Origin of the sequence: Streptomyces sp. NPDC058295, assembly GCF_042880655.1 — a bacterium.
In the GTDB taxonomy this organism is placed as follows: domain Bacteria; phylum Actinomycetota; class Actinomycetes; order Streptomycetales; family Streptomycetaceae; genus Streptomyces; species Streptomyces coriariae.
Genome location: NZ_JBHVYO010000021.1, coordinates 1 through 25,763, shown reverse-complemented (window position 1 = coordinate 25,763; position 25,763 = coordinate 1). Strand labels below are relative to the sequence as shown.

24 protein-coding genes and 1 tRNA gene are annotated in these 25,763 nt (G+C 72.5%); 10 read left to right on the top strand and 15 right to left on the bottom strand.

Annotation, left to right across the window (positions count from 1 at the left end):
• Positions 1-28 precede the first annotated feature (28 nt).
• The gene (locus tag ACFVYS_RS22925) at positions 29-325 is read right to left on the bottom strand and encodes a hypothetical protein (RefSeq protein ID WP_389504677.1); all 297 of its coding nucleotides are present in this window, start codon (positions 323-325) and stop codon (positions 29-31) included.
• A gap of 113 nt (positions 326-438) precedes the next feature.
• Between ACFVYS_RS22925 and ACFVYS_RS22920 the strand changes: the two genes are divergently transcribed.
• Positions 439-1,398: an NADP-dependent oxidoreductase gene (locus tag ACFVYS_RS22920; protein WP_389504676.1), complete on the top strand. Its 960-nt coding sequence runs from the start codon at positions 439-441 to the stop codon at positions 1,396-1,398.
• A gap of 135 nt (positions 1,399-1,533) precedes the next feature.
• On the opposite strand, the gene ACFVYS_RS22915 is transcribed toward ACFVYS_RS22920, so the two are convergent.
• The 4 genes from ACFVYS_RS22915 to ACFVYS_RS22900 all read right to left on the bottom strand — a co-directional run bounded on the left by ACFVYS_RS22915 (position 1,534) and on the right by ACFVYS_RS22900 (position 3,766).
• Positions 1,534-1,860, bottom strand: coding sequence for a DUF202 domain-containing protein (locus tag ACFVYS_RS22915; RefSeq protein WP_389504675.1), 327 nt, complete (start codon positions 1,858-1,860; stop codon positions 1,534-1,536).
• Positions 1,857-2,249: a YidH family protein gene (locus tag ACFVYS_RS22910; protein WP_020128261.1), complete on the bottom strand. Its 393-nt coding sequence runs from the start codon at positions 2,247-2,249 to the stop codon at positions 1,857-1,859. The genes ACFVYS_RS22915 and ACFVYS_RS22910 overlap by 4 nt, the downstream gene beginning before the upstream one ends.
• 70 nt (positions 2,250-2,319) lie before the next feature.
• Complete coding sequence (locus ACFVYS_RS22905) at positions 2,320-2,835, bottom strand: NUDIX hydrolase (protein WP_389504674.1); 516 nt, start codon at positions 2,833-2,835, stop codon at positions 2,320-2,322.
• Positions 2,836-2,872: 37 nt separating this feature from the next.
• A complete protein-coding gene (locus ACFVYS_RS22900; protein ID WP_389504673.1) occupies positions 2,873-3,766 on the bottom strand; it encodes a DMT family transporter in 894 nt (297 codons plus the stop codon).
• 402 nt (positions 3,767-4,168) lie between these two features.
• Here ACFVYS_RS22900 and ACFVYS_RS22895 point away from each other — a divergent pair, with 402 nt between their 5' ends.
• From ACFVYS_RS22895 to ACFVYS_RS22885, 3 genes are all read left to right on the top strand, one after another.
• The gene (locus ACFVYS_RS22895) at positions 4,169-5,119 is read left to right on the top strand and encodes a hypothetical protein (RefSeq protein ID WP_389504671.1); all 951 of its coding nucleotides are present in this window, start codon (positions 4,169-4,171) and stop codon (positions 5,117-5,119) included.
• 74 nt (positions 5,120-5,193) lie between these two features.
• Positions 5,194-5,964: a molybdopterin-dependent oxidoreductase gene (locus ACFVYS_RS22890; protein WP_389504669.1), complete on the top strand. Its 771-nt coding sequence runs from the start codon at positions 5,194-5,196 to the stop codon at positions 5,962-5,964.
• Complete coding sequence (locus ACFVYS_RS22885; protein WP_389504667.1) at positions 5,948-6,571, top strand: cytochrome b/b6 domain-containing protein; 624 nt, start codon at positions 5,948-5,950, stop codon at positions 6,569-6,571. Before ACFVYS_RS22890 ends, ACFVYS_RS22885 begins: the two co-directional genes overlap by 17 nt.
• Before the next feature lie 33 nt (positions 6,572-6,604).
• On the opposite strand, the gene ACFVYS_RS22880 is transcribed toward ACFVYS_RS22885, so the two are convergent.
• Genes ACFVYS_RS22880 through ACFVYS_RS22865 form a run of 4 tightly spaced genes read right to left on the bottom strand, consistent with a single transcriptional unit; the run spans position 6,605 to position 10,431 of the window.
• Positions 6,605-7,645 (bottom strand): L-idonate 5-dehydrogenase, encoded by a 1,041-nt coding sequence (locus ACFVYS_RS22880; RefSeq protein ID WP_389504665.1) that lies wholly within the window; start codon positions 7,643-7,645, stop codon positions 6,605-6,607.
• 16 nt (positions 7,646-7,661) lie between these two features.
• Positions 7,662-8,420: an SDR family oxidoreductase gene (locus tag ACFVYS_RS22875; protein WP_389504664.1), complete on the bottom strand. Its 759-nt coding sequence runs from the start codon at positions 8,418-8,420 to the stop codon at positions 7,662-7,664.
• A 37-nt stretch (positions 8,421-8,457) separates the two neighbouring features.
• On the bottom strand, positions 8,458-9,855 hold the full coding sequence (locus ACFVYS_RS22870; RefSeq protein ID WP_389504662.1) for a gluconate:H+ symporter: 1,398 nt from the start codon (positions 9,853-9,855) through the stop codon (positions 8,458-8,460).
• A 60-nt stretch (positions 9,856-9,915) separates the two neighbouring features.
• A complete protein-coding gene (locus ACFVYS_RS22865) occupies positions 9,916-10,431 on the bottom strand; it encodes a gluconokinase (RefSeq protein WP_389504661.1) in 516 nt (171 codons plus the stop codon).
• A gap of 140 nt (positions 10,432-10,571) precedes the next feature.
• On the opposite strand from ACFVYS_RS22865, the gene ACFVYS_RS22860 reads away from it, so the two are divergent.
• Complete coding sequence (locus ACFVYS_RS22860; RefSeq protein WP_389504659.1) at positions 10,572-11,273, top strand: FadR/GntR family transcriptional regulator; 702 nt, start codon at positions 10,572-10,574, stop codon at positions 11,271-11,273.
• A 4-nt stretch (positions 11,274-11,277) separates the two neighbouring features.
• On the opposite strand, the gene ACFVYS_RS22855 is transcribed toward ACFVYS_RS22860, so the two are convergent.
• The 3 genes from ACFVYS_RS22855 to ACFVYS_RS22845 form a co-directional block, all read right to left on the bottom strand.
• Entirely contained in the window at positions 11,278-11,700 is a 423-nt protein-coding gene (locus tag ACFVYS_RS22855; RefSeq protein ID WP_389504657.1) for a YchJ family protein, read from the bottom strand.
• A gap of 156 nt (positions 11,701-11,856) precedes the next feature.
• A complete protein-coding gene (locus ACFVYS_RS22850; protein ID WP_389504655.1) occupies positions 11,857-13,209 on the bottom strand; it encodes a M1 family metallopeptidase in 1,353 nt (450 codons plus the stop codon).
• A 77-nt stretch (positions 13,210-13,286) separates the two neighbouring features.
• Positions 13,287-17,153, bottom strand: a complete 3,867-nt coding sequence (locus tag ACFVYS_RS22845) for a Pls/PosA family non-ribosomal peptide synthetase (protein WP_389504653.1) — start codon at positions 17,151-17,153, stop codon at positions 13,287-13,289.
• 481 nt (positions 17,154-17,634) lie between these two features.
• Here ACFVYS_RS22845 and ACFVYS_RS22840 point away from each other — a divergent pair, with 481 nt between their 5' ends.
• Positions 17,635-18,516 carry an ABC transporter substrate-binding protein gene (locus tag ACFVYS_RS22840; protein WP_389504651.1) on the top strand — a complete coding sequence of 294 codons (882 nt, stop codon included), beginning with the start codon at positions 17,635-17,637 and terminating at the stop codon, positions 18,514-18,516.
• 51 nt (positions 18,517-18,567) lie between these two features.
• Here the strand turns inward: ACFVYS_RS22840 and ACFVYS_RS22835 are convergent, their stop codons facing one another.
• On the bottom strand, positions 18,568-21,348 hold the full coding sequence (locus ACFVYS_RS22835; protein ID WP_389504649.1) for a SpoIIE family protein phosphatase: 2,781 nt from the start codon (positions 21,346-21,348) through the stop codon (positions 18,568-18,570).
• A gap of 200 nt (positions 21,349-21,548) precedes the next feature.
• Positions 21,549-21,633: transfer RNA gene (locus tag ACFVYS_RS22830), tRNA-Leu, on the bottom strand.
• Between the two features lie 206 nt (positions 21,634-21,839).
• On the opposite strand from ACFVYS_RS22830, the gene ACFVYS_RS22825 reads away from it, so the two are divergent.
• The 3 genes from ACFVYS_RS22825 to ACFVYS_RS22815 all read left to right on the top strand — a co-directional run bounded on the left by ACFVYS_RS22825 (position 21,840) and on the right by ACFVYS_RS22815 (position 24,670).
• The gene (locus ACFVYS_RS22825; RefSeq protein ID WP_389504647.1) at positions 21,840-23,168 is read left to right on the top strand and encodes a M20/M25/M40 family metallo-hydrolase; all 1,329 of its coding nucleotides are present in this window, start codon (positions 21,840-21,842) and stop codon (positions 23,166-23,168) included.
• A gap of 177 nt (positions 23,169-23,345) precedes the next feature.
• Positions 23,346-23,579: a chaplin ChpH gene (gene chpH / locus ACFVYS_RS22820; protein ID WP_028806602.1), complete on the top strand. Its 234-nt coding sequence runs from the start codon at positions 23,346-23,348 to the stop codon at positions 23,577-23,579.
• Between the two features lie 188 nt (positions 23,580-23,767).
• Positions 23,768-24,670 (top strand): chaplin, encoded by a 903-nt coding sequence (locus tag ACFVYS_RS22815; protein WP_389504645.1) that lies wholly within the window; start codon positions 23,768-23,770, stop codon positions 24,668-24,670.
• A 69-nt stretch (positions 24,671-24,739) separates the two neighbouring features.
• Here the strand turns inward: ACFVYS_RS22815 and ACFVYS_RS22810 are convergent, their stop codons facing one another.
• Positions 24,740-24,928: a DUF5703 family protein gene (locus tag ACFVYS_RS22810; protein ID WP_005485166.1), complete on the bottom strand. Its 189-nt coding sequence runs from the start codon at positions 24,926-24,928 to the stop codon at positions 24,740-24,742.
• Positions 24,929-24,975: 47 nt separating this feature from the next.
• Between ACFVYS_RS22810 and ACFVYS_RS22805 the strand changes: the two genes are divergently transcribed.
• Positions 24,976-25,665 (top strand): hypothetical protein, encoded by a 690-nt coding sequence (locus ACFVYS_RS22805; RefSeq protein WP_389504642.1) that lies wholly within the window; start codon positions 24,976-24,978, stop codon positions 25,663-25,665.
• Positions 25,666-25,763: the final 98 nt, after the last annotated feature.

Genomic DNA, 25,763 nt, shown 5'->3' with positions numbered 1-25,763 from the left:
GCCGCCCGGCCGTCGTCCTGCGGACGCGTCAGTGGTCGTCCCAGTGACCCTCGTGCTCGGCGTGCCGGTGCCCGTCGTGCAGGTAGTCCACATGGTCGCCGTGCCGCACGCGCGCGTGCCCGCAGTCCTCGGCGTGCCGGTGCTCGTGCCCGTCGTGGGTCACGTGCCCGCCCGGCTCGCACTCGTCCCAGTGGCCGCCGTGCTCACGGTGCAGATGCCCGTCGTGGACGTAGTCGACGTGGTCGCCGTGCCGCACCTCGGTGTGCCCGCAGTCCGGGCCGTGCGTGTGGGTGTGGGCGGAGTGCTCGAGATGGAGGGTGGTCATGCTGCTCACCTTCGAAGCTGCGGGGTGATGACGTCGGACAGGCTGCCACGCGAACTCCGCATATCGGGTCATTCGGCTTGCGTGGCGTCCGGGTACCCCGGAGGGTCGGACCCATGAAGGCCATCAGCTACTCACGCTACGGCGGCCCCGAGACGCTCGCGTACGGGGACGTCCGCGAGCCCAAGATCGGCCCCGACTCGGTGCTGGTGAAGGTCCGGGCGGCGGCCGTGAACCCTGTCGACTGGAAGGCCCGCGAGGGCTACCTGGACCCGATGTTCGACGCCGTCTTCCCGGTGATCCCCGGGTGGGACGTCTCGGGGGTCGTCGTGCAGCTCGGGGTGTCCGTCGCGGAGTACGCGGTCGGCGACGAGGTGATCGGCTACGTCCGCGAGGACTTCCTCTCCCGCGGCACCTTCGCCGAGTACGTCGGCGCGCCGGTGCGCACCCTCGCCCGCAAGCCGCGCAACCTCACCTGGGAAGAGGCCGCGGGCCTGCCGCTGACCGGGCTCACCGCCTACCAGGTGCTGACCGAGGCCCTCCAGGTGAAGCGGGGCGAGACCGTTCTCGTCCACGCGGCGGCGGGCGGCGTCGGCTCCATCGCCGTGCAGTTCGCCCGGCATCTGGGCGCCCGGGTGATCGGCACGGCGAGCGAGGCCAACCACGACTTCGTGCGCTCGCTGGGCGGCGAGCCCGTGACCTACGGCGAGGGGCTGGCCGAGCGGGTGCGCGGGCTGGCCCCCGAGGGCGTGGACGCGGTCTTCGACACGGTCGGCGGCGACACGCTGAGGGTCTCCGCCAACCTGCTGGCCCCGGAAGGACGCCTGGCGTCGATCGCCGACGGGGATGTCGTCGGCTACGGCGGCCGGTACTTCTGGGTCCGGCCCGACGCCGACGACCTCACCCGGTTGTCGGAACTGGCCGAACAGGGCGTGGTGTCCGTGCACGTCTCCGACACCTTCCCGCTGGAGCGCGCCGCGGACGCCCACCGGCTCAACGAGCAGGGCCGCACCCGGGGCAAGATCGTGGTGACGGTGGACTGGGCGGACGAGGCCGCCGAGAACGCCGAGCAGTGAGGCCGGCGGGACCCCGTACGAGGTTCTGGACCACCACCAGGGCCGCGGCGCACACCGCTGTCGCCACCGTGTACGAGGTTCTGGACCACCACCAGGGCCGCGGCGCACACCGCTGTCGCCACCGTGTACGAGGTCCTAGACCACCACCAGCGCCGCGGCGCACACCGCCGTCGCCACCGCGCACAGCACCGCCGCCGTGGCGTGCCGCGGGCTGAGGGCGGCCGGGATCGCGGCGGTGGACAGGACGTGGATCCGGCGGTGCGCGAGCAGCAGGAAGGCCAGCCACAGGCCGCAGCACAGCGCGCCGGCGACGGTCCCGGACACCGACACCCCGCCGTGCAGCGCCGCCTTCACGGCGAGCACGGCGGCCACCGTGCTCGCCAGCGTCGTACGCCGCCAGGCGAGCCGGGTCCGCTCGGGCTGGAGGCCGGGGTCACGCACCGGCCGGTCCGTCTCGCTCACCCCTCCCACCCCACCAGCACCACGACGGCCATCGCCAGGGCCACCACCGCGACCAGCACGCCCAGCAGCGCCGGGAAGCGGGACGCCGGCAGGTCCTCGCCCCGGCGCATCGCCCGCTCGCAGCGCATCCAGTGGTTGACCGCGCGCAGGGAGCACAGCACGCCCGCGGCCAGCAGCGCGAGCGCCAGCCCGACCCGCCAGCCCCAGCGCAGATCCGGCAGGAACTGGTCCACCGCGAAGCCCCCGCCGATCAGCGCGAGCGCGGTGCGCAGCCAGGCCAGGAACGTGCGCTCGTTCGCCAGCGAGAACCGGTAGTCGGGTGTGCGGCCCTCCTCCCGGACCTGCTCGGGGGCGAACCACAACCGGACGTTCCGTACGAACTCGATCACCCGCAGGACCCTACCCGCCGACCGTCGTCCGGCCCGCTCCCGCTGCCCGCCGGAGCCGTTCCCGCCCTGCTCAGCCGGTAGCCCGGTGCGCCTTCAGCCGCTCGTACGCCGCCAGCCCGTCCGGCACCCACTCCCAGACGGACAGCCGCCGTTCGACCTCCTCCTCGGGGAGGAACTCGTGCCAGGCCACCTCCTCCGCCTGGGGTCGCACCGGCAGTTCGCAGCGGACCTCGTAGACGGCCGACCACCAGCTCCCGGCGGCGCCGGCGTCGTACAGGAACTTGAAGAGGAACTCCGGGCGGGGCAGGCCGCTCACCCCCAGCTCCTCCTCGGCCTCGCGCAGCGCGGCGTCGTCGTACGACTCGCCCGCGCCGACCACCCCGCCGACGAACATGTCGTACAGCGAGGGGAAGACCAGCTTGGTCGGGGTCCGGCGGTGGACGAAGATCCGGCCCTCGGCGTCCCTGGCCCGGACGAAGACGCAGCGGTGCCGCAGGCCCTCGGCGTACGCCTGCCCGCGGGGGAACCGTCCGACCACCCGGTCGTTCTCGTCGACGATGTCGAGGATCTCGTCAGCAGCGCTCATGGGCCCATCCAAGCAGGCCCGCCACCGGTGCCGGCGGCTACTGGGGCTGGAGGTCCGGCACCCGTTCGCGCGGCGCCGTGCCGCGCGGCATCGCCGGGTGCAGCCCGAGGAGCACGATGCCCGCCACGACCGCCGCGAGCCCCGCCGCCTCCCAGGCCAGCGCGCCGGTGTCGGTGCGCAGCTGGTCGCCGAGGAAGCCGACCCCGCAGATGATCCCCGCGAGGGGCTGCGCCGCGGTCAGCGCGGGCAGCGACATCCGCAGGGGTGCCGTCTCGAACGCGCTCTGGACCAGCACGAGGCCGGTCACGCCGAGCGCGAGCACCGCGTACGGCTGCCAGCCGGTGAGCAGCTCGCCGAGGCCGCCCGCGGCGAAGCGCTGCCCGCTGACCCTGGTCAGCGCGTCCTGGACGCCGTACAGCAGGCCGGCCGCGAGGGCCAGCAGCACGGGGCCGGAGCTGAGCCGGGAGCGTTTGGCGTAGGTGGTGAGCAGCAGCGCCAGCCCGACCATCACCCCGATGATCAGCCAGTGCCGCAGCGGATCCGTGACCGCGGTGCCGCCGCGCGGTTCGCCCGCCACGATGAAGGTGGTGACCCCGCCCGCGAGCAGGATCAGGCCCGCCCAGCCCTGGCGGCCGAGCGACTGTTTCGTCTGGTGCCGGGAGAGGGCGAGGGCGAACAGCAGATTGGTCGCGAGCAGCGGTTCCACCAGGGAGATCTCGCCCTGTCCGAGCGCGATCGCGCCCAGCGCCATGCCCGCCACCATGAGAGCGATGCCGCCCAGCCAGCGCGGCACCTTCATCAGGTCGAGCAGCAGCCGCGGTGAGAGGAAGTCGCCGAGCGGCGCCCGCTGGGCCGCGTTCTGCTGGAGGACGAACCCGAAGCCCAGGCAGCAGGCGGCGCTCACGGCGAGAACCAGAACCAGAACCGACACGCTGCCTACCTCGATCATCCGGTCGGACCACGGACGGGATGCGTAGTGGCCGACTGTAGCGTCCCGGCGCCCTCGGCGCCTCGAGTACCCGGAACCGGGCGGTTGACCCGGCCGCGGCACCCGGGAACAGGGTCGGGGGTGCGGGGCGGCCCTATGGCCATGGTGTGGGTTCCGGCCGGGCCGCGCCATGGCGTACGCCACACCGCCCGCCGGGGACGCCCGGCGGCAGGGGGTCTCACCAGCGGCGCTCCGCCACCGGATTCCCGCCACCGGGGAGCGGTCGGCAGCTGTCGTACTCCCCGACCCTTGACGGTGAGTGTTCCCTAGGGATTGGCTGTGCGTGATCGGCCGATCGCTGGCCGATGTCGTGTCCGCCGCCGAGGAGGATGAGGAAGTCCCGCGGTGCCCTTATCCCCGCCCCCTCCCGGCCGTGATCGCGAGCGCGTTCCCCGGACCCCCGACCCGGCCCTGGACGACACCGAGCTCGGCCTCGCCCGCGCCGCGCTGGCCCAGGGCCGCCGGCAGCCCGTCCGCTCGCTCCTGGCCCGCACCGGCGCCGACTGGGACCGTCGCGCACACCGCACGGCGGTCCTGGCCCTCGAGCCCTGCGCGGCCGCCTGGGCCCACGAGTGGCTGCTCGCCGAACCCGGCAGCGCCGACGCCGCCGTGCTGCTCGCCCTGGCCCAGGTCCGCCGGACCCTGCGCGGCAAGGAGGACGCGGCGGTCGCCCGGGCCGCGTGCCGGTCCGCTGCCGCGCTCGCGCCCGCCGACCCCACCCCCTGGCTCGGTCTGCTCCAGCTGGAACGGGACGGCGGGGCGGCGGCGGTGCGGATCTTCGAGGAGGTCCGCTCCCGGCACCGCGACCACCATCACGCGCACCACCTCATGGTCGCCCGGCTCGCCGAGCGCCGGGCGGACGGCGGCCCGGACCCGCTGCACGAGGTCCACGACTTCGCCGCCTGGGCCGCCGAACAGGCGCCCGCCGACTCCCCGCTGGCGATCCTCCCGGTCGTCGCGCACGCCGAGCGCTACCGCGTCCTGGCCGCCCACGGCTTCGCGCCCGCCGACCCCGCCGCCTCCGGGCACTGGCGGGACGGCCGGGCCAGGGGCGTCACGAAGGCCGGCTTCGACTGGTGGCTGGAGTGGGAGCACGACGACCACCCCCGCCACCTGATCGACCTGAACTTCCTCGCCCACGCCAAGGTCCTGGAGGGCCGGGGGGCCGAGGCCGCCGCCCTCTTCCACCGCATCGGCCGGCACGCCACCCCCGAGCCCTGGTCCTACCCGGACCGCGACCCCCACCGGGCCTTCCACACGGCCCGTGCCGCCGCGCTCGGTCTGAGAGCGGGGTAAGAAGTGATGACGGAAGTCTGACGGCCGCCCGGGATCCCTGGCCCCGGCAGGCCCCCGAGTGCTCGAATGGAAGGGTGAACCCCGAACCGTCCGAGCCGCCCGAACCGTCCGAGGCCGCCGGCCCGGACGCAGCACCCGCGGAACGCGGCACACCCGTCGGCCGGCGGGTCTTCCTCGGCACGCTCGCCCTCGGCGCCCTGGGGGTCGTCGCGGCGCCCCCGCTGCAGCGCGGTATGGAGGCCTTCCTCGGCAGTGCCGCCGACAAGGACCCCACCGGCCTCACCGGTCTGCTCCCCAACGGGGGCGGCTTCCGCTACTACTCGGTGACGTCCTCGGTCCCGCACCGGAACGTCACGAACTACCGCCTCACCGTGGACGGCCTGGTCGACCGGCCCGCCACCTACACGCTGGCCGACCTCAGGGCCCTGCCCCAGACCCGGATGGTCAAGGACGTCCAGTGCGTCACCGGCTGGCGGGTGCCGGGCACGCCTTTCGAGGGCGTCCGGCTGTCCGCCCTGCTCGACGCGGCCGGGGTCCGTGCCGAGGCCGGCGCGATCCGCTTCACCTGCTTCGACGGCGCTTACTCCGAGAGCCTCACCCTCGCCCAGGCCCGTCGCGCCGACGTCCTGGTCGCGCTGCGCATGCAGGACAAGGACCTCGGCCACGACCACGGCGGCCCCGTCCGCCTCTACGTGGCGCCCATGTACTTCTACAAGTCCGCCAAGTGGCTCTCCGGCATCACCGTCACCGAGAAGGTGAAGCCCGGCTACTGGGAGGAGCGTGGCTACGACGTCGACGCCTGGGTCGGCCGCTCGAACGGACGGGACGATGAGCCTACGAGCTGAGGCGCCGCCGGCGACCACGGAGATCCCCCGCTTCACCCGCGCCGAACGGTGGGTGCACCGCACGACGGCCTTGCTGATGGGGGTGTGCGTGGTGACGGCGGCCTTCCTGTACATCCCCGAGTTCGCCCAGCTCGTGGGCCGGCGCGAGCTGGTGGTCCGGATCCACGAATGGGCCGGCCTGGCCCTGCCCGTTCCGGTCCTGGCGGGCCTCGCCTCCCGCGCGTTCCGCGCCGACCTGCGCCACCTCAACCGCTTCGGCCCGCACGACCGCCGCTGGCTGGGTGCCGCCCTGCGCCGGGACAAGCGCCGGGAGTCGCGTCCTGCGGCCAAGTTCAACGCCGGACAGAAGATCTACGCGGCCTGGATCGCCGGGGCGACCCTCGTGATGGTCGGCACCGGACTGCTCATGTGGTTCACCCACCTCACCCCGATCATGTGGCGCACCAGCGCGACCTTCGTCCACGACTGGCTCGCCCTGACGATCGGTGTCGTCCTGGCCGGCCACATCGGCATGGCCCTGGGCGACCCGGAGGCCCGCCGCGGGATGCGCACGGGCTCCGTGAGCCGGGAGTGGGCCCGCCGGGAACACCGCCTGTGGCGCCCCTAGCCGACCCCTCACCCGGTCCGCACCCCGCTCTCCTCACCCGGCCTCTCGAGTCCCGAAGTCCAGCAGCACCTTGCAGGAGCGGCTCCGGTCCGCGGCGAGCGCGAACGCCGACTCCGCGTCCCGCACCGGGACCACCGCGCTGATCAGCGCGTCGAACGCGGGCTCGGCCGCGAGCAGTCGCAGCGCCGCGTCGAACTCCGTGTCGAAGCGGAACGCCCCGCGCAGCTCGATCTCCCGGCTGACCACCAGGTTCCCGGCGAACGGGCTCCGCCCCGGCGGCAGCATGCCCAGCTGCACGACGACCCCGCCGCGGCGCACCAGCCGCAGGCAGCTGTCGAGGCCGGCGGCCACCCCGGACGCCTCGACGGCCACGTCCACCTCCGACGGCCACCCGGGATCCGCCGGATCGTCGGCCCGTACGACGGTGTCGGCGCCCACGGCACGGGCATGGCCGAGCGCGGTGGGCAGCAGGTCGGTCACGGTCACCCGGGCCGCGCCGGCCGCCTTCGCCGCCGCGACCACCAGAGCGCCGATCGGTCCGGCACCGGTGACCAGGACGTGCCGCCCGGACACCGGCCCGGCCCGCCGCACCGCGTGCAGCGCCACCGACAGCGGCTCGGCGAGCGCGGCCCGACGCGGCCGAAGCCCTTCCGGGAGCGGCCGCACCTGCTCGACGGGGACGACGATCTCGCCCGCGAACGCGCCCTGCACGTGCGGAGTCCGGGCCGCGCTGCCGAGGTAGCGGGTGTCCCGGCAGACATGGCGCCGCCCGTCCGCGCACTCCGGGCACACCCCGCAGGGAGTGGCCGGGTGCACGGCGACCGGCGTACCGGCCGGGGGACCCGAGGGAGCGGGGGAGCCGTACGCGACGACCGTCCCCACCACCTCGTGTCCCAGCACCATCGGCTCCTTCAGGCGGAAGTCGCCGACCCCGCCGTGCCGCCAGTAGTGAAGGTCGGAGCCGCAGACCCCGCCGTAGCGGACGGCGACGAGGACCTCGCCAGGGCCGGGCACCGGCGACGCCAGCTCCTCGACGCGCAGGTCGCCCCGACCGTGGATCACACAACCGAGCATCCCTCGTCACGCCCCTTCAGAGCACACTCGTCATACCGCCGTCGACGTACAGCACCTGTCCGCTGACGAAGTCCGCCGCCGGAGAGGCGAGGAACAGCACCCCGCCCACCAGGTCCTCGGTGCGGCCCCACCGCCCGGCCGGGGTACGGCGCCGCACCCACGCGCTGAACTCCTCGTCCCGCACCAGGGGTTGCGTCAGCTCGGTCTCGATGTAGCCCGGACCGAGCCCGTTGACCTGGACGCCGTACGGCCCCCAGTCCGCGCACATGCCCTTGGTGAGCATCTTCAGCGCGCCCTTGGTGGCCGCGTAGGGCGCGATGCCCGGGCGGACCACCTCGCTCTGGAGCGAGCAGATGTTGATGATCTTTCCGTGGCCGCGTTCCGTCATCCCGCGGGCGGCCTCCCGGCCCACCAGGAACGCGCTGGTGAGGTTGGTGTCCAGCAGCCGGTGCCAGTCGGACTCGGCGAACTCCAGGAGCGGGGCCCGCAGTTGCATGCCCGCGTTGTTGACCAGGATGTCGAGCGGACCGACCCGGTCCTCGATCTCCGCCATCCCGGCGCCCACCGAGGAGCCGTCGGTGACGTCGAACACGCTCGTGTGCACCTCGCCGGGCAGTCCGGCGGCCGCCCGCTCGAGACGGTCGGCGTCCCGCCCGTTGAGGACCACCGTGCAGCCGGCCTCCGCGAGGCCCCGGGCCAGGGCGAGCCCGATGCCCCGGCTGGAACCGGTGACCAGGGCGGTCCGGCCGCTGATGTCGAACAGCGGATGACTCATGCTCGTACTCCTTCTCCCTCCCGCTCCCGCCGTGGCGCTATATGACCAACGAGAGGAGCAGGACCAGGCCACCGGCGACCACGGAGATGATGGTCTCCATGACCGACCAGGTCTTGATGTTCTGGCCGACGCTGAGCCCGAAGTACTCCTTCACCAGCCAGAACCCCGCGTCGTTGACATGGCTGAAGAACAGCGAGCCGGCGCCGATGGCCAGGACCAGCAGGGCGGTGTGCGTGGTCGACATGTCGGCCGCGAGCGGCGCGACCAGGCCGGCCGCCGAGATCGTCGCCACGGTCGCCGAACCGGTCGCCAGGCGGATGGTCACCGCGATCAGCCAGGCCAGCAGCAGCGCCGGGATCGACCAGTCCTTGGAGATGTCCAGGACCATCTGGCCCACGCCGCAGTCGATCAGCGTCTGCTTGAAGCCACCGCCCGCGCCGACGATCAGCAGGATGCCCGCGATGGGCGCGAGGCCCTTCTCGACCAGTCCCGAGATCCGGTCCTTGGCGAACCCGGCGGGCCGCAGCAGGGTGAAGATGCCGACGAGTACGGCGGCGAGCAGCGCGATCAGCGGGGATCCGACGACGTCGAAGACGCGCTGCACGGTGTGCTCGGGGTCGTCCACGACGATGTCGACCAGCGCCTTGGACAGCATGAGGACGACCGGCAGCAGGATGGTCGCGAGCGTGGCGCCGAAGCCGGGCCGCTTCTCCAGGTCCTCGGAGGGCCGCTGGGGGATCATGCGGTCCGGGGCGGGGACGTCGACCCAGCGGGCGGCGACCCGCGAGAACAGCGGACCCGCGACGACGACCGTCGGGATGGCGACGAGCACGCCGAGCGCCAGGGTCACGCCCAGGTTGGCACCGACCGCGTCGATCGCGACCAGCGGACCGGGGTGCGGCGGGACGAGACCGTGCATCACCGACAGACCGGCCAGCGCCGGGATGCCTATCCGCATGAGCGAGTAGTTGCCCCGCTTGGCGACCATCAGCACGACGGGGATCAGCAGCACCACGCCGACCTCGAAGAACAGCGGCAGACCGATCACGGAGGCGATCAGCACCATCGCCCACGGCATCGAGCGGCCGCCCGCCTTCGCGAGGATCGTGTCCACGATCTGATCGGCGCCGCCGGAGTCCGCGAGCATCTTGCCGAGGATCGCTCCCAGCGCGATCAGCACGCCCACCCCGGCGACGGTGGCGCCGAGCCCGGTGGTGAACGAGGCGATGGCCTTGTCCAGCGGCGCCCCGGCGAACGCGCCCAGCGCGAGCGAGCCGATGGTCAGCGCCAGGAAGGCGTGGAGCTTGAACTGGGTGATGAGCAGGACGATCACAGCGATGCCCGCCAGAACGGCGATGCCCAGCTGCGCGTGGCCGGCCGAGGTGATCGGCTCGACGGTGTCCGCTGCCAGCATCTCGACACTGAGTCTGGTCACGGGTGATTCCCTTGCAGGTCATGGGGACGGGGGAGGGAGGTACGGGGTGGTACGGGGCGGTCAGGCAGGCTGAGGAAACGCGTCGAGCGCGGCCACGGCCCGCGCGGTGATCGCCTCCGGGCTGCCGGAGACGTCGACGACGACGCCCGCCTCGTCCGCCTGGAGGGGCTGGAGCGTGGCGAACTGGGAGTCGAGCAGCGCGGTCGGCATGAAGTGGCCCTGACGGTGCGCCATGCGGTCCTCGATCAGCGCGCGGTCGCCCGCGAGATGCACGAAGACGACCCCGGGGGCCGTCGCCCGCAGCCGGTCGCGGTACGACCGCTTCAGCGCCGAGCAGCTGACGACCCCGCCGAGCCCGGCCCGCGCGTCCGCCCAGCCGCCGATGGCGTCGAGCCACGGCCACCGGTCCTCGTCGCCGAGCGGGGTGCCGGCCGACATCTTGTCGATGTTGGCCTGCGGGTGGAAGTCGTCGCCCTCGGCGTACGGGACGCCCAGCCGGGCGGCGAGCAGGGGACCGATGGTGGTCTTGCCCGTGCCGGCGACGCCCATCACCACGACGACATGGGGGGTACGCATCTCTGCCTCGCTGTCTGCCTCGACGTCTGACGCCAACGGACGCCGACGACACTGAAACCGATTAGGTACGACTAATTCAAGAGCCTGTGACAAATAAGTCTGACTTTTTGGCTCCGTGATCTACCCCGTACTCTGAGTGCATGACCACTCCGGGCCGGGGTCTGCACGGCCAAGTACTGGACGCCCTGGGCCCCGCGATCACCGCGGGTGAGTACCCGCCGGGCAGTGTTCTGCGCACCGACGAACTGGCCCAGCGCTTCGACGTCTCCCGCTCGGTGATGCGCGAGGCGGTCCGCGTCCTGGAATCCATGCACCTGGTCGAGTCCCGCCGCCGCGTGGGCGTGACGGTCCGCCCCCGGGCCGCGTGGAACGTCTACGACCCGCAGGTCATCCGCTGGCGGCTGGCCGGCGCCGACCGCCCGCACCAGCTGCGCTCCCTCACCGTCCTGCGCTCGGCGATCGAGCCGGTCGCGGCGGCCCTGGCGGCGAAACACGCCACGGCTGAGCAGTGCGCCGAACTCACGGAGTGCGCGCTCGGCATGGTGGCCAACTCACGCGGTCACCGGCTGGAGGGATACCTCGTCCACGACGTCGCCTTCCACCGGGTGATCCTCGCCGCCTCGGGCAACGAGATGTTCGCCCGCCTCGGCGACGTCGTCGCGGAGGTCCTGGCGGGCCGCACCCATCACGAGGTCATGTTCGAGGACCCCGACCCGACCGCCGTCACCCTCCACGTCCAGGTCGCGGAGGCGGTCCGCGAGGGCGACGCGGCCCGCGCGGAACAACTGACCCGGGAGATCACGGTCGGCGCCCTCCAGGAACTGGACATCCTGGCGCCCTAGCGGGTCAGTCGGAGCCCTCCGGGAACTCCCCGTCCACGTACACCCACGCCCCGGCCACCCGCTCGAAGCGGCTGCGCTCGTGCAACGCGCCGCCCCGGTAAGAGGCCCGGAACTCCACGGTCCCGGTCGGGTGGAAGGCGCTCCCGTCCGCCGTCCCGAGGATCTCCAGACCCGTCCACCGCATCCCCGGATCGAGCTCGAGCCGCTCCGGCCGCGTCCGCGGATGCCACGTCCGCAGCAGATACCCCACGTCCCCCCGCACAAAGGCGCTGTACCGCGACCGCATCAGCGCCTCGGCGGTGGGGGCGGAGTCACCCGCGTGGTAGCGGCCGCAGCAGGCTTCATAGGCGGCGGGCAGCCCGCACGGGCAGGGGGATGAGACGGCGGCGGAGGCGCGCTGTCGCGGGCGGGCGGTACGTCGGGCCATGACCCCATTCTGCCCGCCCCACGGATCGAGCCCCTTGAGGGATCGCGCCCCCGAAGGGGCGCGGGGAACTGTGGCGATCAACCCCCACCGGCCCGCGGCCGAAGACCGCGCCGTCTCACCACCGGTCGGAGCATCACCGCGAGCACAGCGGAGCGCTTATGCCGACTCCGCGCCCCGGCCCACCGACGGAACCGGCAGCGGCGGCAGCACCGTGCCGTACACCCACGCCTCGAACAGCTCGTCCAGGGGCTCCGGTGCGAAGCGTGCCACGTGCGCGGTGAGCGTCGACGTCGTCACCGAACCGCCCCGGTGCAGCCCGAGCCAGGCGCGCAGCATCCGGAAGAACGCGTCGTCGCCGAGCGCGCAGCGCAGCGCGTGCACGGTGAGACCGCCGCGCTCGTAGAGCCGGTCGTCGAACATGGACTTGCGGCCGGGATCGGCGAGGCGCAGGTCCTGCGGCTGCGAGGCCAGCGACCGGTGCGCGACCGCGGCGAGCTGCTGGGCGCTGCGGCCGCCCGACCGCTCCGACCACAGCCACTCCGCGTACTTCGCGAACCCCTCGTTCAGCCAGATGTGCCGCCAGTCGGCGATGGACACACTGTTGCCGAACCACTGGTGCGCCAGCTCGTGTGCCACCAGCCGCTCCGAACCCCGCGCACCGTCCACGTGGTTGGCGCCGAACAGCGACAACCCCTGGGCCTCGACGGGGACATCGAGCTCCTCCTCGGTCACCACGACCGCGTACTCGTCGAACGGGTAGGGACCGAAGAGCTGTTGGAAGAGGTGCATCATCCCGGGCTGGCGCGCGAAGTCCCGCGAGAACTCCGCCAGCAGTTCCGCCGGGAGGTGTCCGTGCTGGGGGATGCCCCCGAGCCCCGGGTCGCCCAGCAGGACGGTCTGGTACTTCCCGATCGACAGGCCGACCAGATAGCTCGACGTCGGCGCCGCCTGCTCGTACACCCACGTGGTCGTCGAGGCCTTCGTGGTCCGCGTCAGCAGCCGGCCGCCCGCCACCACCGAGTACGCCGACGGCGTCGTGACGGATATCAGGTACGACGCCTTGTCCGCGGGCCGGTCGTTGCACGGGTACCAGGAGGGCGCCCCGACGGGCTGACTCGCCACCAGCGCCCCGTCGCCCAGCTCCTCCCAGCCGATCCCGCCCCAGGGGCTGTTCACCGGCTTGGGGTTGCCCGACCAGTGCACCTCGACGGTGAAGGCTGCCCCGGCGCGCAGCGGCTTGGCCGGCCGCACGCGCAGCCGGCCGCCGCGGTGGGTGTAGTGCGCGGGCCGGCCGTCCACCCTGACCCGGCCGATCTTGAAGTCGGCCAGGTTCAGCTGGAACTCCGGCAGCGCCGAGCGCCCCACGATGGCGTTGATCCGCGCCGCACCCGACAGCCGGTTCGGGGCGGGCCGGTAGTCCAGCGTGAGCTCGTAGCGGTGCACCCGGTAACGGGAATCACCGTTCGCCGGGAAATACGGATCCGGCCCGACCGCCTGCTGAACTGCCACGTCCCCGTCCGCTCCCTGACCTGTGCTCGAACCACCCGCCGCCGGTGCACCGCCCACCGACCCCGAGTAGCCCCTTCTCAGGGACGCCATGCCTCGATCGGATTGCCGAGCCAGCGGGTGTCGTCCGGGACGGACTCCGCGGCCATGACGAGCGACGCGGGACCCAGGGTCGTCCGGGCCCCGATCGTGCTGCCGGGCAGCACGATCCCGCCAGGGCCCAGCGTGGCGCCCTCACGGAGGACCACAGTATCCGTCCGCAAGATCCGGTCGTGGAAGAGGTGAGTCTGCAGGACGCAGCCACGGTTGACCGTCGCCCCGTCCTCGAGCGTCACCAGGTCCGACTCGGGCAGCCAGTAGCTCTCCACCCACACGCCCTTGCCGATCCGTGCGCCGAGCCCGCGCAGCCACGCCGTCATCACCGGCGTGCCCGGCACCGCGCCCGCCAGCCACGGCACCGCCACGACCTCGACGAACGTGTCCGCCAGCTCGTTGCGCCACACGAAGCCGCTCCACAGCGGATGCTCGCCGCTGCGGTGCCGTCCGACGAGCAGCCACTTGGCGACGATCGAGACGACGGCCGCCGCGCCCCCCGCCCCGAGCAGGACGAGCCCGGACAGCAGCGGCGCCCAGACGCCCAGCGCGCACAGCACCGCCACCGTCAGCACGGCCAGACCCGCCGAGCAGAACACCGGCACGATCCGGCACAGCTCCACCAGGGCACGCGCCCACAGCAGCCGCGCGGGCGGCTCGTACGTCCGGCTCTGGTCGCCCCCGGTCGTGTTCCGCGGCAGCTTCACCGGCGGCAGCCCCAGGTAGGAGCTGCCCTTCTTCGCCTTCTTCGGCGTCGCCGACAGCACCCCCACCAGGCCGCCGTCCGGCACGCTCCGGCCCGGCGCGGTCATCCCCGAGTTGCCGAGGAACGCCCGCCGCCCGATCTCCGCCCGCCCGATCCGCATCCAGCCGCCACCGAGCTCGTACGGCGCGGTCAGCGTGTCGTCGGCGAGGAACGCGCCCTCACCGACCGTGGTCAGGCTGGGCAGCGCGAGGACGGTCGAGACCTCGGCGCCCTTGCCGATCCGCATGCCGAGCAACCGCAGCCACACCGGTGTGACCAGCCCCGCGTAGAGCGGGAAGAGGGTCTCGCGCGAGTGGTCCATGAGCTGCGTGACCGTCCACGCCTGCCAGCCGATCCTGCTGTGCGTGGGATGCGTGCCCTCGCGCAGACCGACGCTCAGCAGCCGTACCGCGACCAGCAGCAGCACGGCGTACGCCAGACCGAAGGCGAGCGTGGCCGGGACCAGGGCGAGCGCGGCGCCCCGCAGGGCCTCACCGAGCCCGCCGCCGGGGGTCACGAAGCGGCTCGCCACCAGCAGGGCCGCCCCGGCCGCCAGCACCGGCAGCGAGGTCAGCGCGAGACCGGACAGGCCGTACAGCACCCGCCAGGACGTGCCGCGCGCCGGCCGCTCCTTGGGCCAGTTGCGCTTGGCCTTGCCGAGCTTGACCGCGGGCGCGCCCGCCCACCGCTGACCGGTGGGTACCTGACCGGTGACCGCCGAACCCGGAGCCACCTCGGCCCGCTTGCCGACCCGGGCGCCGGGGAAGAGCATGCTGCGCGTGCCGACGACGGCGTGCGCGCCCACCTTGACCGTGCCGAGTTCCAGCCGGTCGCCGTCCAGCCACCAGCCGGACAGATCCACCTCGGACTCCACGGCCGCGCCTCGGCCCAGCTTCAGCATGCCGGTCACCGGCGGAAGCGAGTGCAGGTCCACGTCCGGCCCGACCTTGGCCCCCAGGGCCCGCGCGTAGCGCTCCAGCCAGGACCCGGTCAGCGAGGTCGCCCCGCTGAACTCGGCCAGCCGCTCCGCCGTCCACAGCCGCAGATGGACGCCGCCACCGCGCGCGTACCGTCCCGGTTGCACACCGCGCAGCAGCAGCCGCGCCCCGGCCGCGGCGATCGCGAGCCGTCCGGGCGGGCTGAACAGCAGCAGCGCGGCGGACCCGACCAGCCACCACGGGGCGGTCGGCAGCCAGCCGTACGAGGGCAGCAGGTTGCCGAGCGCGGCCAGCGGCACCGTCCAGCGCAGCCCCATCAGCGTGAAGAGCGGTACGAGCAGCAGCGTCTGGATCACCTTGGCGCGCGCCGGCACCGGGGCGATGACGCGGGTCGACCCGTCGTCCTGCGCCGATTTCTCCAGATGACGGGCCAGCTTGCGCAGGGTGGGCTGCTGGTAGATGTCGAGGACGGCCGCGCTGGGGTAGCGGGTGCGCAGCCGTGTCGTCAGCTGGGCGGCGGCGAGACTGCTGCCGCCGATCGCGAAGAAGTCGTCACGGGCACTGCCCACGGGGATGCCGAGGACCTCGGTCCACTGCTCCGCCAGCCAGGCCTCGGTGCCGTAGAGCTGCTCGGCCGGGCCGCCCGTCTCCACGCCCTCCAGGGGCCAGGGCAGGGCGTTGCGGTCGACCTTGCCCGAGGTGCGGGTCGGCAGGTCGGCCACCGGCGCGAGCAGCGGCACGAGCGCGGCCGGCAGCTCGGCGCGCAGCCGCCGCACGGCCGCCGCCTGGTCCCAGCCGTCCTGCGTCACGACGTACCCGACCAGGAGCTGGTTGCCGCCGCGGGCGGTCCGCACGGCGGCGGCGGCCCCCGCGACACCCGGCAGCGCCTGGAGTGCCGCGTCCACCTCGCCCAGCTCGATCCGCCGCCCGCCGAGCTTGATCTGCTCGTCGGCCCGCCCGAGGAAGACGAGCCCCTCGGCGTCGGCGCGCACCAGGTCACCGCTGCGGTACGCCCGCTCCCAGCCCAGCGACTTCAGCGGCGCGTACTTCTCCGCGTCCTTCTCGGCGTCGAGATACCGTGCGAGCCCGACCCCGCCGATCACCAGCTGCCCGCTGCCGCCCAGCGGCACCGGCTCCCCGGCCTCGTCGACGACGGCCAGTTCCCAGCCCCTGAGCGGCAGCCCGATCCGGATCGGCTCCTCACCGGACATCAGCGAGGCACAGGCGACGACGGTGGCCTCGGTCGGCCCGTACGTGTTCCAGACCTCCCGCCCCTCCGTCACCAGCCGCTGCACCAGCTCGGGCGGGCAGGCCTCACCGCCGAAGATCAGCAGCCGTACGTCGTTGAGGGTCTCGGGCTCCCACAGCGCGGCCAGCGTCGGCACCGTGGAGACGACCGTGATCTCCTGCTCGACCAGCCAGGGCCCGAGGTCGGCGCCGCTGCGGACCTGGGAGCGGGGCACGGGCACCAGACAGGCCCCGTAGCGCCAGGCCAGCCACATCTCCTCGCAGGAGGCGTCGAAGGCCACGGAGAGCCCGGCCATGACCCGGTCGACGGGTCCGATCGGCTCGTCGGTGAGGAACAGCGCGGCCTCGGCGTCCACGAAGGCGGCGGCGCTGCGGTGACTGACGGCGACGCCCTTGGGCTTGCCGGTGGAGCCGGAGGTGAAGATGATCCAGGCGTCGTGCTCGGTGCCGGGCCGGGCGGCGGCCGACGTCGGGGTGCCGTGGACGGTGATCTCGTGCCCGGCGCCGACGACGGCCCGGACGTCCGCCTCCCCGAAGACCAGCTCGGCCCGCTCGTCGGGGTCCTCGGCGTCCACCGGGACGTAGGCCGCGCCGACGGCGAGGACGGCGAGGATCGCCACGTAGAGGTCGTTGGTGCCGGAGGGGACACGGACACCCACCCGGTCGCCGAGCCCGACCCCGGCGGCGGCGAGCCGGCGCCGGAGGTTCTCCACCTCGACGGCGAGGGCGCGGTAGGTCAGGGTCGTGCTGCCGTCGTCCAGGGCGAGCTCGTCCGGGAACGACCGCACGGACGCGTCGAAGATGTCGACGAGGGTGCGGGGGGAGGCGGCGGGGCCGCCGGAGAAGCGGGCGGTGTCGCCGAGTTGTGCGCGGATTTCTTCGTCGAGCAGGCCGAGAGCACTGCTCTCGTCGATGGCTGCCATCGGTCCTCGCGTCTCGATCCCGGAAGCCTCCGGGGAGCCGGCGGGCCCGCAGGTCTGCCTGGGGTTGTCCGGTCCAGCTCCGTAACAAGCCGGAAATTTTAGTACGACGCTAGGCTCGCCGCGCTGGCCCGGCCACTCGGGGAGCCCGTCCGGGGCGCCGAGGAAGATCAACGGCACCCCTCTGACCTGGAAGCTTCGCGCCGCGGCGAGACTTGCCCCACATCGGCGGGAAGGACGCCTCTGGCGACCTGATGTCCCGGTTTGAGGTGTGCGCGCCGTGGGCGGCGATGGAGCCGACACGGCGAGGGCGGCCGGCCGGTCGACCGGAGCTCCCGAGACCCGAAACCCGCCCGGCCACTCCGACACCGCCGCAAGACGGGTGCCCCGACCTGCGCCCCGCAGCCTTCCCTGCGGCTCCGGCAGTCGTATGGTTCGGGGTGATTTATGGTGAGTAAAGGAGCATGTCCCTACCGGAGGTGCCATGACGCGCGCCGCGGCAGCGATCGTCTCTCTGGCTGTCAGCGTGGCGTTCATCGTCGCGACATCGGCTTGTGACCAGGGCGGGGAGGACACGTCGAACGCCCACTACGGCGACTGCCCGGTCTCGGGACACTACGGGGAGTTCCGCCTGTCACCCGAGACGGCGGGCGCCCTCACCGTCAGAACGACCCTGCCCGCGCCCGGCTGGTGGAACGGCGACACGCCGGACTCGATCAAGAGCGGCTACGAGTACTGCATGGCCGCGAACATCGCCTATCGGTCCGGACTCGACCGGGTGAAGGTCGAGAACGCCCCCTTCCCTGACGTCGTGTCCGGCCGGACCAAGGACTTCGACCTGGCCCTGGCGCAGATCACGATCACCCCGGAACGGAGCAAGGTCGCCGAGTTCTCCCCGCCCTACCTCTCCTCGACCCTGGGAGTGCTGATCAGGGACGGCGAGAAGATCGACGAGGGCAACATCCGTGACGTCCGCATCGGAGTGGCCGAAGGCACCACGGGCGAGAAGTTCGTCGAGAAGCGCCTCAGGCCGACCAAGCCCGTCACCCCCTTCGCCAACGACCCGGCGATGGTCACGGCGCTGGAGGAGGGACGGATCGACGCGGTCGTCCACGACACGACGATTCTGCTGGCGTATCCCCAGAAACGGGAGAGCAGGGTGCGCCTCGTGGGCCAGTACAGGACCGACCAGGGTTACGGCGCCCTGTACCCGAAGGGGTCACCCGACAAGGACGAGCTGGACCGGATCATCCGGCAGCTGATCGACGACGGAACGCTCACCAAACTGTCGGCCGTCTATCTCGGGGCCGCCTTCGGCCAGGACCCGGCCAAGATCCCGTACTTCACGGTCGACGGCAGCTCCTGAACGCGGCGGGTGTGCGCACCCCCGGGGCGGCGGTCCGGATGCCGTTCCGCTTCACAGGTCCGCCATCGGTACACCGCTCAGGTCCAGGGCGGCTCCGGCGGCGAGCGCCTGCTCGGCCCAGATGATTTTGCCTCGGTCGGTGTACCGGGTTCCCCAGCGGCGGGACATCTGTGCGACGAGAAGCAGACCACGGCCGCCCTCGTCGGTGAAGGCCGCGCGGCGCAGGTGCGGGGAGGTGCTGGTGCCGTCGGCGACCTCGCAGATCAGGCTGTCGCGGTCGCGCAGCAGCCGCAGGCTGATGGGGGCCGCTCCGTACCGGATCGCGTTCGTCACGAGTTCGCTGAGGATCAGCTCGGTCGTGAAGGCGGCCTCGCCGAGCCCCCAGGACTCCAGCCTGCGGGTGGCCTCGGCGCGGATCCGGGAGACGGCCGCGGGGTCGTCGGGCACCTCCCACTCCTCGATCTGCTCCGGGTCGAGGAGCCGGGTGCGTGCGACGAGCAGGGCGACATCGTCACTCGATCTGGTGCGCAACATCGCGTCGAGCACCGCCCGGCAGGTGTCGTCCGGGGTGGCGCCGTCCGTATCGGCGAGCGCCTGCCTCAGCATGCCGAGCCCGATGTCGATGTCACGGCCGCGCGCCTCGACCAGGCCGTCGGTGTAGAGGACCAGCCGGCTGTCAGCGGCCAGTCGGAGGACGGCCGTCTCGACCGGCAGGCCTCCCCCCACGCCGAGTGGCGGGGCGACGGGGATGTCGGGGAAGGTCACGGAGCCGTCGGGCGAGACCAGCGCCGGACCGGGATGACCGGCCCGGGCGAGAACACACCGTCCGGAGACCGGATCGTAGACCGCGTACAGGCAGGTGGCACCGGTGACGGCCTCGGTGTCGCCCTCGGCTGCCGCGCCCTGGTCGATCCGGGTGATCAGGTCGTCCAGGTGCGCGAGCAGTTCGTCCGGAGGCAGGTCCAGGGCGGCGAAGTTGTGCACCGCGGTCCTCAGGCGGCCCATCGTCGCGGCGGCGTGCAGACCGTGCCCGACGACATCGCCGACCACCAGGGCCACCCGGGCCCCCGGCAGCGGGATGACGTCGTACCAGTCGCCGCCCACCCCCGCCTGGGCGGGCAGGTACCGGTGCCCGACCTCCAGGGCGGACAGCTCGGGGAGCGCGCCGGGCAGCAGGCTGCGTTGCAGGGTGACGGCCGTGGTGTGCTCGCGGGTGTATCGCCGCGCGTTGTCGATGCACACGGCCGCCCGGGCGGCGAGTTCCTCGGCGGGGGACAGGTCGTCCGTCTCGAAGGGATCCTGCTCCGAACGCCAGAACTCCACGACACCCAGCAATTGGCCTCGGGCCTGGAGCGGCACCGAGATCATGGAGTGGACACCGAATGCGATGACCTTCCGGGCCCGCTCCGGGTTCTGGACCCGCCATCCGTCGGCCATGGCGAGGTCCGCCACCAGGACCGGTCGGCCGGTGGTGATACCCATGGCCACGGGGTTGCCGGGCGCGTAGTGCATACGCCTCCCGACGGGGTAGAGGGGCACGTCGTCCCGGATGCCCTGGGCTGCGATACGGCGCATTTCCCTGCTCGCCCCCGTCGGTTCACCCCCTTGCAGCACGGGCTCCAGCAGCTCGACGGTGGCGAAGTCGGCGAAGCGCGGGACCGCCACCTCGGTCAGCTCCTCGGCGGTGCGCTGCATGTCGAGGGTGGTGCCGATCCGCGTGCTGGCCTCGTAGAGCAGTTGCAGGCGCCCGCCCGCCACGTCCGCCCGGCCCGCGAGGGCGCGCAGCTCCGTGGTGTCCCGCAGCGTGGCCACGCTGCCTCCTTGCAGGCCCACCGGCCGCACGCTCACCGCGAGCAGGATGTCCCCGGCCAGGAAGACCCTGTCCGTGGCCGCCAGGCCCGACGCCAGCAGTTCGGCCAGGGCCGGGTTCAGCCCGAGTCCGGTGACCGACCTGCCCTCGGCCTCCGGCGGCAGGGCGAGCAGCCGGCGCGCTTCGTCGTTGACCAGCAGCAGCCTTCCGTCACCGTCCAGAATGATCACGCCTTCGCGGACCGCGTGCAGCACCGCGTCGTGGTGCTCGTACATGCGGGTCATCTCCACCGGCCCCAAGCCCCGGGTCTGGCGCCGCAAACGCCCGCTGACCAGTGCCGACCCACCCGCGGCCAGCAGCACCGCGACACCGCCGGCGGCGAAGATCACCGGCAGTTGGTGCTGCACCACACTGGTCACCTTGTCCGCCGTGACGCCCACGGTGACGAGGCCGACCGCGGTCCCCTTCTTGTCGAAGACGGCCACCGTCGAGTCGACCGCCTTCCCCAGACTGCTGTCGAACGTGGTCTGGTGGGGCTCGCCCTCGAGCGCCTGGTCGTAGGAGGTGGAGACGTGCTTCCCGATCTGGTCCGGGTCCGGGTGGGTCCACCGGAAGCCGTAGGGGCTCAGCGCCACGACGTAATCGACGCCGGTCCTCTTCCGCACCGCCTCGGCATGGGGCTGGAGTGCCGCCGTCGGGTCATCGCTCTGCATCGCCTCCGCGGTGCCCGGAGCGTTCGCGAACGACTCGGCCGCCACCAGCGACCGGTCGCCGGCCTCCTGGATCGCGCGGTTGCGGTCCTGGATCACGAGCACCACCACGGCCGTGACGACGAGCAGGAGGGCGACGGCGAGTTGCAGCAGGAATACCTGACCGGCGACGCTGTGCGGTTTCCGCAAGAACAGCAGACGTCGACCGGTCGTACGGCGATGGGCCTTCGGGCCGGCCTCCGGTGGCCCGCCCTTCGGTGGCACGCGGCCGGCCCGTCGGCTCGCTGGGACAGATTGCCCTAGTTTGCCCATTTTCCCAGTATCGGTGACCGGCCCGGCGGGCGCGGCCCCGGGGCCGCGCCCGGTCGGACCGGCGCCGCAGTGGGCCCGCGGCGGGCGGGGAATGCGAAGGCTCCAGGAACGGCGAATTGCCGGTGAGTCATATGACTCACCGGCAATTCCCGAACCCGCCGAGCTCGATCTTGCGAACGCCTCGTCTGGTCCTTCTTCTGTGTCCGAGGGGGGACTTGAACCCCCACGCCCGATAAAGGGCACTAGCACCTCAAGCTAGCGCGTCTGCCATTCCGCCACCCGGACAAGGTGTCTGTCGTGCGGGGTTTCCCCCGCGGCGACGTCGTAAACATTACCAGGCTTTCCGGGGTGCCCGATCACGGGCGGTCGCCCCGCCGGATGCCGCATCCCGCGTGAACGGCGTGTGTCGGGCCGGGACCGGCCTTGGGCGGGGAGCGGGGGAGAGGGAGGATGAAGGGGACCCACCAGCAGTGACAGCGGGAGGAACCAGCGTGAGCGCGACCGACGGCACGGCCAGGAGCGTCACCGGCGAGGACGAGGTCGTGGACCTCTGCCGCGAGCTGATCCGGATCGACACCAGCAACTACGGCGACCACTCGGGTCCGGGTGAACGCAAGGCGGCCGAATGGGTCGCCGAGAAGCTCGCCGAAGTGGGACTCGAACCGAAGATCCTCGAGTCGCACCCGGGCCGCGCCTCCACGGTGGCCCGCATCGAGGGCGAGGACTCGTCGAGGCCCGCGCTGCTCATCCACGGTCACCTCGACGTCGTACCGGCCAACGCGGTCGACTGGACCCACCACCCCTTCTCCGGCGAGGTCGCCGACGGATGCGTGTGGGGCCGGGGCGCGGTCGACATGAAGGACATGGACGCGATGACGCTGGCGGTCGTCCGCGACCGGCTGCGCTCCGGGCGCAGGCCGCCCCGCGACATCGTGCTGGCGTTCCTCGCGGACGAGGAGGCGGGCGGCACCTACGGCGCCCGTCACCTCGTCGACAACCACCCCGACCTGTTCGAGGGCGTCACCGAGGCGATCAGCGAGGTGGGCGGATTCTCGTTCACCGTGAGCGAGGAGCGGCGGCTCTACCTCATCCAGACGGCCGAGAAGGGCATGCACTGGATGAAGCTGACCGTGGCCGGCACCGCCGGACACGGCTCGATGATCCACCGGGACAACGCCATCACCGAGCTCTCTGAGGCGGTCGCGCGGCTCGGCCGGCACACCTTCCCGGTACGGGTCACCAAGACCACCCGCGCCTTCCTCGACGAGCTCGGCGACGCGCTCGGCACCCAGTTGGACCCCGAGGACATGCAGGCGACCCTCGCCAGGCTGGGCGGGATCGCCAAGCTGATCGGCGCGACGCTGAGCAACACCGCCAACCCGACCCAGCTGGGCGCCGGCTACAAGGTCAACGTCATCCCGGGCGAGGCCACCGCGCACGTCGACGGGCGCTTCCTGCCGGGCCACGAGGACGAGTTCCTCGCCGACCTCGACCGGATCCTCGGCCCGAAGGTGCGCCGCGAGGACGTGCACTCCGACAAGGCGCTGGAGACCTCCTTCGACGGGCCGCTGGTCGAGGCGATGCAGTCCGCGCTGCTCGCCGAGGACCCGACCGCCAAGGCCATCCCCTACATGCTGTCCGGCGGCACGGACGCCAAGTCCTTCGACGACCTCGGTATCCGGGGCTTCGGCTTCGCCCCGCTGAAGCTGCCGCCGGAGCTCGACTTCGCCGGGATGTTCCACGGTGTGGACGAGCGGGTCCCGGTGGACGGCCTCCAGTTCGGGGTGCGCGTGCTCGACCGGTTCATCGACGCGTCCTGAATTGTCCCGGTGAAACGAGAATCCACCGGGCCGAGAACGAGCCAAGAGAATCGTCCGCCTGTACGGGCGGGACTGGGAAGAGTGAATGCGCCGATAAGCGCGTAGCCTCATTAATTCCCCCTCGTTACTGGTGATGCGATCCGCTGCTTGGGATCGCATTGCCAACAAGGAGGAATAATGATCAAGAAGGTCGTCGCTGCTGCGGCTGCCACTGGTGGGCTGGTTCTCGCGGGCGCGGGTCTGGCTGTTGCCGATGCCGGTGCCCAGGGTGCTGCCGTGCACTCCCCGGGTGTCGCCTCGGGCAACGTGATCCAGGTGCCCGTGCACGTCCCGGTGAACGTCTGCGGTAACACGATCTCGGTGATCGGGCTGCTGAACCCCGCCTTCGGCAACACCTGCATCAACAAGTGACGTCGACCCGCTGAGGGGTCGTCCGTCCACACCGTCGGCCCCGGAGCGCGCGCCATGCGCTCCGGGGCCGACCGGTCTTTTCCCGAAGGAAAAGCCGAAGAAGTCGAAGAGCCCGAAATGAATCGAACAGCTGCCATGATGCGAGCGCATTCGGGACGAATGACAAGATCGAAAGCAGGGATTCAGAAATGCGACAGGTCACCCGCAAAAGCCTCATGACCGTGGCGGCGGCGACGGGGGTGATCGCCGCCGCGGGCGGCTACGCCCACGCCGACTCCGGCGCGTACGGCGGCGCCACCGACTCGCCCGGCGTCCTGTCGGGCAACTCGGTGCAGGCGCCGGTCAACGTTCCGGTGAACGTCTGCGGCAACACCGTCGACGTCGTCGGGGCGCTCAACCCGACCTTCGGCAACTCCTGCGCCAACAAGGGCAGCGGTGCGCGGTCGGGCGGCTACGGCGACCAGCGGGGCGGTGGTCACGGCGACCACCGCGGCGGTGGCTACGGCGACCACGGGGGCGGCGGCTACGGCGACCACCAGGGCGGCGGTGGCCGGGGCGGAAGCCACGGTGGGGGCCATGACGGGAACCACGGGGGCGGCCACGGCGGCTCCGGCTCGCAAGGAGGCTCCGGGGGCGCGCACGCGGGCGGGCACACCGGCGGATCGCCCGGTGTCGGCTCCGGCAACCACGTCCAGGCGCCGATCGACGTGCCGGTCAACGTGTGCGGCAACAGCATCGACGTCGTCGGGATCCTCAACCCGTCCTTCGGCAACGACTGCGCCAACGACAGCGGTACCGGCGCCCACACGCCCCCCTCGCGCGGCCACGAGACGCCGGGCAAGCCCGGAGAGCACGGCCCCGGCAAGCCGGGCGAGCACGGACAGTCCAATCCGTCCCGGCCCGGGGGCGTGCCGTCCACCTCGGACCACGTGACCCCGGCCGGCGCCTCCGCCGTCCACCGGCCCGCCGGCCAGGCCGCGCAGCTCGCGCACACCGGCAGCGAGCTGCCGATGGGCCTCGCCCTGCCGGCCGGCGTGGGCGCGCTGCTCGCGGGCGCGGTGCTCTACCGCAAGGCACGCCCCTCCGCGTAAGCCTCCGGGGTGCCCACGACGGAGCGGGCGCCGCCTCGGCGGTGCCCGCTCCGTACCCGTGGGGTCACCTCACCACGTGGCCCGCACCTGGCGGATGATCCGCCGGCGCAACCGCACCCTGCGGCTGCCGTCACGCAGCAGGCTCAGGCGGTCCAACTCCCAGTGTCCGTACTCGGCATGGTCGGTCAGCAGTCGGGTCGCGTCCTTGCGGGAGACCCCGCGCGGTACGTAGACGTCGACAAATTCGTATTCCGGCATCGCATCTATTGTGCGGTCTGGGGTCCGGTACGGATAGCGTCTGCACTATGTCTGATGCTGCGCAGCCCACCGCTGCCGAGGTACGCGCCGCCGCCGAGGCGGTCAAGACCGCGCTCGACCGCCACCTGGCCGCGGTCGAACGCAGGACGGGGGAGGACGACCCGGCCGTCTACGAGGCGTTCAACGAGCTGGCCGCGGCCGCCGAGGTCTACGACGAACTGCTCTACGACCGATATGACGAGGTCACCCCCTTCGAGATTCCCGGCGCGGAGGACTCCCTGCCGCCGTACGCGGGCCCCGAGGAGCCGAACGCGCTGAGTGTGCTGATCCGCCGCGACTACGCCGTCGCGGAGCCACAGCGGCTGCTGGCGCAGGCCCAGCGGATCGAGGCGGCGGACGACGAGGGAGTGGGCGGGGCGGTCTCGGACACGGTGCACGGGGCGCTGGGCATACTGTTCGGCGAGTTCGAGCCGGACGAGATCGGCTCCCGGCACAAGGAGTTCGGCCTGGAGGAGGGCGACTCCACGCTGTGGGTGCTGGCGGCCGACGAAGCGGCCGAGCCGGGCGAGTGGCTGGAGACACCCTTCGAGCAGGCCGACCCCGGGCGGGTGATCTGCCGCTTCGACGTGAGCTCGGTGTTCGACGAACTCGACGACGGTGACGACAGCGACGACGAGGACCTCGTGGACGACATCGAGGACGAGGAACTGGAGCCGCTGGACGCCGACCGCCGCTGACCGGCGGTCGGCAGCGGGCAGCGACGGGCGGGAAGCGGGCGGCGGAAGTCTCCGGGTCCGTACGACGGCGGCGGTCCCGAGGGGGAGACCCTCGGGAC